Consider the following 8,432-nt stretch of genomic DNA (forward strand, 5'->3'; position numbering starts at 1 on the left):
GGAGGCGGTCCTGAAGGCCGGCATCGAGCCCTGGGTGGGGCTGCCGGTGTGGCTCCCGCCCGGCGAGTCGCACGACGCGATGCACCGCTCCGACGTCTCCCGGGCGCTGGCGGCCGGGCTGGTCTGCCGGCCGGCGGCGGAGACCGTCGCCGACACCTGGGCGTGGCTGCGGGCGCTGGGCGGCGCGGCCCCGCAGCGGCCGGACCGGCCCGCCAAGGGGATCACCCCGGAGCAGGAGGCGGCAGCACTGGACGCCTGACCGGCGACGACGTACGTCTCAGGAGGCGTTGAACACCCCACGCGTCCCGTCCGTATGGAACGGAGCGGTTCCCCCCGCCCAGGATTGGAGTTCCATGGGACGCACAAGAAAACGCTCGAAACTGGCCAACCGGGCGATCGCCGCCTCGGCTGCCCTGGTACTGGGCGGTGGTGGGGTGATCGCGGCCAATGTGTACGCCTCCGCCGGCCAGGGCTGGTCCCGCGCCCCCCAGGCGCAGCGCCCGGTCACCACCGCCACGCAGCAGGTGTCGACGATCGACTGCCCCGAGGTCGCCAACGGGCTGCGGCAGGTCCCGGACCGGGCCCGGGTCGAGGTGGACCAGGAACTGGCGGCCATGGACAGCCAGATCACCGAGGCGTACCGGCGGTTCGCGGACGAGAAGGACCAGGTCCAGCGCGACCCCTCGTACGCCCGCAACGCGATCCTGGTCCCGCTGAAGGACAAGCGGACCGCCGCGATCGGGCGGATCGTGATCTCCATCGACCGGGTCGCCGCCCGCCCCCAGGGCCTGGAACGCCTCGCCCCCTGCACCCTGCGCCAGGACGACAGCACCCAGGTGAAGGACCAGAACGGCGACCAGGGGCAGGGGCAGGGCCAAGGGCAGAACCAAGGCCAAGGGCAGGGGCAGGGGCAGGGCCAAGGGCAGAATCAGGGCCAAGGGCAGGCTGGGAACGGGCCGGTCGCGTCGGACTTCGTGGACATCCGGTCCGTCCAGGCCAATGTGCGCCAGCCGCGCAAGCTGCGCGGCGGGTCCCGGGGGACGTTCACCACGAACTGCGGCCGCAACGAGAACGGGAAGTTCAACCCGGACAACGTCATCGTCGCGCCGGGTGTCAGCAACGGTGCCCACCATATGCACGACTACGTCGGCAACCAGGCCAACGACGCCTTCGCCGGCGACGACGACCTGGCGGCCGGCGCGACCACCTGCCGCAACCAGGGCGACCGCTCCACCTACTACTGGCCGGTGCTGCGGGTGCAGAACGGGCAGAACGAGAACGACGCCGACGCGGACGGCGGCGGCCGGGACAAGAACGTGGGCGAGATCCTCACCCCCGCCCAGGTCACCCTGAACTTCACCGGCTCCCCGGTCTCCAAGGTCACCGCCATGCCGCGCTTCCTGCGGATCATCACCGGCGACGCCAAGGCGTTCACCAACGGCACGGCCAACGCCAACGCCTCCTGGAGCTGCACCGGCTTCGAGAACCGGCAGCTCAAGGACAAGTACCCGGTCTGCCCGCAGGGCAGCGACGTGGTGCGCACCTTCAGGTTCCAGAGCTGCTGGGACGGCCGGAACACCGACAGCGCCAACCACCGCACCCATGTGGCCTTCGCGGACGCGAGCGGCCGCTGCCCGCGGGGCTTCCGGGCCATCCCGCAGCTGGTGCAGCGGATCGTCTACGACGTGCCGCAGGGCGCGGTGTTCGCGGTGGACTCCTTCCCCGAGCAGCTCCACAAGCCGGTCACCGACCACGGCGACTTCATCAACGTCTTCGACGACCGGCTGATGCGCGCGCTGGTCAACTGCGTCAACAGCGGACGGCGCTGCGCCTGACCGCCCCCGCTTCCGCCCCCGTCCGCTTCCCTCCCGCGGCCGGGCCCTCGGGCCCGGCCGCTCCCCATGACCTGCGCGGTCAGCTCCCGTGGTGCCCCTGGTGGCCCTCCTCGCTCCCCCCATCCCCACCGGTTCCGCCCTGGTGGTGCGGCGAGGCGGTCTCCACCGCGCCACCGAGCCGGCCGCGCAGCGCTTCCACCGCCTTGTCGTCGCCGACCGCGACCCACCTGCGGCCCACCAGGTAGGAGCCGCCGTAGTCGTTGGCCTCGTTGATCCACTCGCGCTGGCCGCGGTCGGTGGCGAAGGTGGCCAGCACGTACTTCCCGTCGCCGGTCGCGCAGTTGGCCTGGCGGATCTCCTCCGCGTCCGTCTGGACGTCCGGCTCGCAGCCCGCCTTGGCGGCGAGCTGCTCCAGGGTGCCCGTCGCCGGGCTGGGGGACGCCGACGCGCCGGCGGCGGGCTGCTCGCCGCCGCCCGCGTCGCACGCCCCGAGCAGGGGCAGGGCCAGGGCCGTGAGAGCTGCCGCCGCAAGGGCCGGACGAGTTCGTTTGGTACGCATCCGGTCATCGTGCCGCCTGGCCCGCCGCCGCCACAGGGGAACCGGGGGTAACGTGCGGCAGCGCACGTGACTGACGGTATGTCATCGGAAGGACACCCGCTGTGAGCGCTACCGCGATGCCGGAGGACGCCCCGGGCCGGGCCGTGTCGAGGCGGGTGCTGCTGGGGGCCGCCGGATCGCTGGCCGCGGCGGCGACGACGACAGCGGCGGCGACGGCGACGGCCGGCATGGCTCCGGCCATGGCGGGGAGCCCCGGCATGGCGGCGGCGCGGGCCGCGCTGCGGCGGCTGCTGCCGGACCACGCCGGGCAGTTCCGCCTGCGTCCGTCGGCCCGGGGGCCCGAGCGGTTCCGGGTGGGCGGCCGGCCGGGCCGGATCGAGGTGGCCGGCAGCGGCCCGGCGGCCGTGCTCACCGGCGTCCACTGGTATCTGAAGTACGCCTGCGGGGTCCATCTCTCCTGGGCCGGCGGGGAGGCGAAGCTGCCGGACACCCTGCCCGACCCCCGGGAGAGCCGTACCGCGCTGGACCGGGAGGCCACCGTGGCGCACCGGTTCTTCGGCAACGACACCCATGACGGCTACACCGCCCCGTACGCCCGGTGGCCGCGCTGGGAGCGGCTGATCGACGTGCTGGCCCTGCACGGTTTCAACGAGGTGCTGGTCACCGTCGGGCAGGAGGCGGTGTACCACCGGATGCTCCAGGAGTTCGGCTACACCGAGGCGGAGGCCCGGAGCTGGCTGCCGGCGCCCTCGCACCAGCCGTGGTGGCTGCTTCAGAACATGAGCGGCTACGGGGGCCCGGTCGCTCCGGAACTGATCGCCGAGCGGGTGGAGATGGGGCGGCGGATCACCGGCCGGCTGCGGGAGCTGGGGATGGCGCCGGTGCTGCCGGGCTTCTTCGGCACGGTGCCGGACGGTTTCGCGGCCCGCAACCCGGGCGCCCGGACCGTGCCGCAGGGGATGTGGGCGGGGCTGCGGCGGCCGGACTGGCTGGACCCGCGGAGCGCGGCCTTCCGGGCGGCCGCCGCCTCCTTCTACCGGCACCAGGCCGAGCTCTTCGGTCCGGCCGACCTGTTCAAGATGGACCTGCTGCACGAGGGCGGTTCGGCCGGGGACGTGCCGGTGGCGGCGGCCGGGCGGGCGGTGCAGGCGGCGCTCCGGGCGGCCCGGCCGCGGGCGGTGTGGGTCATGCTGGGCTGGCAGGCCAATCCGCGCCGGGCGCTGCTGGACGCCCTGGACCGGCGGCGGGTGCTGGTGGTGGACGGGCGCTCCGACCTGCCGGGGACCACCGACCGGGAGCGGGACTGGGGCGGGACGCCGTACGCCTTCGGGACCATCCCCAACTTCGGCGGGCGCACGACGCTGGGCGCGGCGGCCCAGCGGTGGGCGGAGCGGTTCGCCGCCTGGCGGGACAAGCCGGGCTCGGCGCTGGTGGGCACGGCGTACCTGCCGGAGGCGGGCGAGCGGGACCCGGCGGCGCTGGAGCTGTTCTCCGAACTGGCCTGGCGGCGGGCGCCGGTGGACCGGGCGGCCTGGTTCGACGGGTACGCGGACCTGCGGTACGGCGCCCCGGACGCGGCGGCGCGGTCGGCGTTCGCGGTGCTGCGGGAGACGGCGTACGGGATCACCAGCCCGGACGGGCGGCCGCACGACTCGGTGTTCGCCGCCCGGCCGAGTCTGGCGGCCGCCTCCGGCACCCACTACGCCACCCACGCCCCGGCCTACGACCTGGCCGCCTTCGACGGGGCGTTCGCCGCGCTGCTCGGCGTACGGGAGGGGCTGCGGGACTGCGACGCGTACCGCCACGACCTGACCGACCTGACCCGGCAGGTGCTGGCCAACCGCTCCTGGGTGCTGATCGGCAGGCTGCGGGCGGCCTACGAGCGGGGTGACGGGGACGGGTTCGGGGCGCTGTCCCGGCTCTGGCTGCGGCTGCTGACCCTGGCCGAGGAGGCGTCGGCCTGCCACCGGGCGTTCCTGCTCGGCCCCTGGCTGGCGGAGGCCCGGCGGGCCGGCCTGGAGCGGACCGCCCGGGTGCTGCTGACCACCTGGGCGGACCGGCCGACCGCGGACGGCGGCAGGCTGGCGGGCTACGCCAACCGGGACTGGTCCGGGCTGCTCGGGGACGTCTACCTGCCGCGCTGGCGGGCGTATCTGGACGAGCTGGCGGACGCGGCGGCGGCGGGGCGGGCGCCGCGGACGTTCGACTGGTACGCGGGCGAGGAGGCGTGGACGCGGTCCGCGCGGCGGTATCCGGTGCGGCCGTCGGGGGACCCGTACCGCACCGCGCGCCGGGTGTACGAGGTGCTGGCCCGGGCCCCGTACCAGGGGGAGGTGACGGTGCGGGCCGCCTCGGGGGCGCTGACGGCGGTGTTCCGCAACACCAGCGGGCTGCGGGCCACCGGCCCGGTGCGGCTGACCGTGCTCGCCCCGGCGGTGGCGGGCGAGCCGGCGGCGCTCCTGCCGCCGGCGGCCCCGGGCGGCACGGCGACCGCCCGCTGGCCCCTCGCCGACCGGTCGGCCGGCCCGGTGCGCTGGGAGGTGCGGGCCGGGTTCGCACCGCGGGGCGAGCGCCCGGTGACGGCGGTGTACGCGGGCGGGTGACGGGGGCCGGCGACCGGCCGCGCCCCGGGGCGGGCGGCTGGGCCAGGTGACCGAAGCGGGGGTCGCTCGTTCTGCTGAAAGTGAGCACCCAGGACATCACCGCCTCCTCCCCCGGTTCCGCCGCCCCGCCCGCCTCCCCCGTCGACGTGGGGCAGGCCGAGGCGGCGCTCGTCGAGCACTACCCGGACCTGGTCCGGCTCGCCTATCTGGTGCTGCCGGCCGCGCTGGGCCGGGGGCGGCGGGTGCTGACGGCGCACGCGCTGGTGCAGCGCTCGCTGCCGCGCCGGCGCACCACGCCCGCCGCCCCGGGCGCGATGCCCGGTCAGCGGCGCGGCGGGGAGGAGGCCGGGCCCTCGGCGGACGCCGGGTACGCGCTGGTCCGCGCCGAGGTGGTGCGCCAGGCGCTGGTGGCGGGTGAGCCGCTGCGCGTGCGGTCCTGGCCGAAGCGCGCGCAACTGCCGCCGCTGCTGCCCCGGGTGTGGGGGCTGCGGCTGTTCCCGCGGGCGGGCGGCGCGGACGAACTGGCCCTGGACCAGGCGCTGTCGGCGCTCTCCGGCGCGGGGCGGGCGGCGTACGCGCTGCGGGTGCTGGAGCGCCTGGGGGACGCGGAGGCGCGCCGGGTGCTGTCGGCGGCCGGGGCGGCCGATCCGGCGGCGGCGGTCGCCGAGGCGGACACCGTACGGGGTGCGGTGGCCGGTGAGGCGCTGCTGCGCTCGCCGGAGTTCGACCCGTGCTCGCTCCAGGCGCGGCCGACGGACCTCATGCGGCGCCGCCAGCACGGGCGGGCGGCGCTGGCCGCCCTGGCGGCCGTGGTGGTGGCCGGGACGCTGCTGGGTCTGCCGGGTGAGGGCTGGGGCCCGGACGGTGCGGCGGCCCCGCTCTACGCGCGCAACGCGGCGGTGGAGGCGGCGCTGGACCCGGTGAACCTGCGGAAGGTCGCGCCGTCGGTGTGGCAGCGCTCGGCGCGGACGGACTTCTCGGTGTGGCCGGCGCGCGGCGGGCTGGTCCGGGACACCGCGCTGCTGCGGCGGGCGCTGGCGGTGTGGGCGCGGCCGGGCGGTTCGGTGGCCGCGTCGGCGACGCCGGGCACCCCGCCGGGGCCGCCGATGGGGCCGCCGCAACTGCTGTTCGCCGGGGAGGTGGACCAGGCGCGGGTGGTGCTGTTCCACGACGGGCTGCGGGTGGTGCGGTACGCGGAGCCGGTCGGCGAGGTGCCGGAGGGCTCCCCGGCGGTGGCGCTGGACTTCGCCCGCGCCGACGCGGCCGACGCGGCGAGCGCGGCCGCGCTGGTGGTGAGCCGGACCAATGCCAACGTCCGCTATCTGACGGCCCCTTGGGTGAGCGCGGTGGGCGCGCGGGACCTGCTGACCGGGGCGGCCGGGGAGTCCCGGCCGGTGCGGCGGGACGCGCAGGGGGTGACCGATCCGGTGCCGAGCCCGGTGGCGCCCTCCGAGTGCACGGTCTGGGACGCGCTGGAGGTGCGGGACGCCGGAGGCGTGCGGACGCTGTCCGACCTCGGGGAGCTGCTGCCGGTGCGGCTGACGTCGGGCGCGCCGGGCGCGCCGGCGGACCTCTCCGGCGGGCCGGCGCGGGCGGAGTGGGCGCGGACGGCGTGCCTGCTGCCGTCGCTGCGCGGCGGCGGGGTGCGGTCGGTGAACTCCTGGCGGTACGCGGAGCAGAAGCTGCCGGGCGGGGCGGGCCGGGCGGCGTGGGTGTGCACCCGGGCGGAGACCTGGCGGGGCACCGGGGTGAAGGTGCTGGCGCAGTTCCAGGCGCCGGGCGGCGGCCGGGGTGCGCCGGCGGCGCAGGCCGAGGACTCCCCGGCGTGCGGGGCGCGGGCGCCGCAGGTGCTGGCCGGGGTGCTGTGGCGGGCGCCGGGCGGCGGGGCGGACGCGCCGTGGTACCTGCTGGCGGCGGGCAGCAGCGAGGTGGCGACGGTCTCCGCGTCCGGCGGGGCGACCGGCGAGGGCGAGGGGCGGCGGATGGCGCTGGAGCTGGACGCGAAGCCCACCGAGCAGGTGGAGCTGGCCGGGAAGCTGGAGAACGGCAAGGACATCGTCTCGCTGCGGTGATCCCGCGATCGCCCCGCGGGGGCGTGCGCCGGGTGGACGACCCGCCGCACGCCCCTGGTGCGTTCCCGGGCCCCTCACTACATTGACGCCATGTCTCACACGAGTGAACGGCCGGACGAACGGGTGGCGCCGGCGCCCCGGAAGGTGTCCTTCGACTGGGCGGGCACCCCGCTGCACTGGGTGCCCGGCGATCCGTTCACCACGCACACCATCAATGTGCTGCACCTGCTGCTGCCGGCGGGTGAACGCTGGTTCGTGCACGTCTACCGGCAGGTGCTGCCGTACATCCGGGACGAGCGGCTGCGGGCGGACGTGATCGACTTCATCGGCCAGGAGGCGGTGCACTCCCAGGCGCACGACGACGTGCTGCCGCAGTTGCGGCGGCTGGGCCTGGACCCCACCCCGTACACCGCCGAGGTGGACTGGCTGTTCGAGAAGCTGCTCGGCGACCGGACGCTGCCGCCGGGCCGGGCGCGGCGGTGGTGGCTGATGGAGCGGGTGGCGCTGATCGCGGCGATCGAGCACTACACCGCGTTCCTCGGCGACTGGGTGCTCAACGCCGAGGAGCTGGACCGGCGGGGCTCCGACCCGGTGATGCTGGACCTGCTGCGCTGGCACGGGGCGGAGGAGGTCGAGCACCGGTCGGTCGCCTTCGACCTCTTCCAGCACGTGGACGGCGGCTACCGGCGGCGGGCCCGCACCTGGGCGACCGCGTTCGCCGCACTGGTGTTCCTCTGGCAGCGCGGGGCCCGCTTCTTCATGGCCAACGACCCGACGCTGCCCGCCGGGCGGGCCTCCGTACGCGACTTCGTGCTGCGCGGACAGCAGGGCGTGCTGCCCTCGACCCCCGCGATGCTGCGCTCCATACCGACCTACCTGAGCCGCTCCTACCACCCCTCCCAGGAGGGCAGCACCGCCCAGGCGCTCGCCTACCTGGCCGCCTCCCCCGCCGCGCAGGCCCCCGGCCCGGAGGGGGGCCGGTGACCCACCGCCTCCCCGCCCTGCTGCTGGCCGCGGGGCGGCCGTCTGCCTCCGGCGGTCGCTGCGCCGGCGCATCCAGGCCGCCCCGCTGTGGCCGCTGCCCGCGCTGGACGAGCCCGTCTCCGGGCGCGGCGACCGCTCCCCCACCGCCCGCCGCCGCCTCACTGTCACCGAGCGCACCGAGCCCGCCGAGGGCGTGGTCCGGCTCGTCCTCACCGGCTCCGACCTCCCCGCCTGGCAGCCGGGCGCCCACCTCGACCTCGTGCTGCCCTCCGGTCTGGTCCGCCCGTACTCCCTGTGCGGCGACCCGGCCGACTCCGGCTCCTACACGGTCGCCGCCCGCCTGGTCGCCGACGGCCGGGGCGGCTCACGCGAAGTGCAC

At 76.5% G+C, this 8,432-nt stretch carries 4 protein-coding genes and 3 pseudogenes; 6 read left to right on the forward strand and 1 reads right to left on the reverse strand.

Annotated elements, in window-relative coordinates:
- Positions 1 to 259 (forward strand): annotated as a pseudogene (locus C6N75_RS13155) (reductase); the annotation flags it as partial.
- A gap of 94 nt (positions 260 to 353) precedes the next feature.
- Positions 354 to 1,835 carry a DUF1996 domain-containing protein gene (locus C6N75_RS13160; RefSeq protein WP_105869071.1) on the forward strand — a complete coding sequence of 494 codons (1,482 nt, stop codon included), beginning with the start codon at positions 354 to 356 and terminating at the stop codon, positions 1,833 to 1,835.
- 79 nt (positions 1,836 to 1,914) lie between these two features.
- Here C6N75_RS13160 and C6N75_RS13165 read toward each other — a convergent pair whose 3' ends face one another.
- A complete protein-coding gene (locus C6N75_RS13165; protein WP_258177392.1) occupies positions 1,915 to 2,394 on the reverse strand; it encodes a hypothetical protein in 480 nt (159 codons plus the stop codon).
- Between the two features lie 116 nt (positions 2,395 to 2,510).
- Between C6N75_RS13165 and C6N75_RS13170 the strand changes: the two are divergent.
- The 4 genes and pseudogenes from C6N75_RS13170 to C6N75_RS13185 all read left to right on the forward strand — a co-directional run.
- Positions 2,511 to 4,991 (forward strand): annotated as a pseudogene (locus C6N75_RS13170) (alpha-N-acetylglucosaminidase); the annotation flags it as partial.
- 86 nt (positions 4,992 to 5,077) lie between these two features.
- Entirely contained in the window at positions 5,078 to 7,069 is a 1,992-nt protein-coding gene (locus C6N75_RS30670) for a hypothetical protein (protein ID WP_105869073.1), read from the forward strand.
- Between the two features lie 90 nt (positions 7,070 to 7,159).
- Complete coding sequence (locus C6N75_RS13180; protein ID WP_105869074.1) at positions 7,160 to 8,053, forward strand: metal-dependent hydrolase; 894 nt, start codon at positions 7,160 to 7,162, stop codon at positions 8,051 to 8,053.
- A gap of 58 nt (positions 8,054 to 8,111) precedes the next feature.
- Positions 8,112 to 8,432, forward strand: a pseudogene (locus C6N75_RS13185) (PDR/VanB family oxidoreductase); the annotation flags it as partial.

The organism is Streptomyces solincola (assembly GCF_002982015.1).
Lineage (GTDB): Bacteria > Actinomycetota > Actinomycetes > Streptomycetales > Streptomycetaceae > Streptomyces > Streptomyces solincola.

What these genes read in the sequence shown, in the direction of transcription:
- C6N75_RS13165 (WP_258177392.1), bottom strand. Translation starts at nt 2,394, where the DNA reads ATGCGTACCAAACGAACTCGTCCGGCCCTTGCGGCGGCAGCTCTCACG.
- C6N75_RS13160 (WP_105869071.1), top strand. Translation starts at nt 354, where the DNA reads ATGGGACGCACAAGAAAACGCTCGAAACTGGCCAACCGGGCGATCGCC.
- C6N75_RS13180 (WP_105869074.1), top strand. Translation starts at nt 7,160, where the DNA reads ATGTCTCACACGAGTGAACGGCCGGACGAACGGGTGGCGCCGGCGCCC.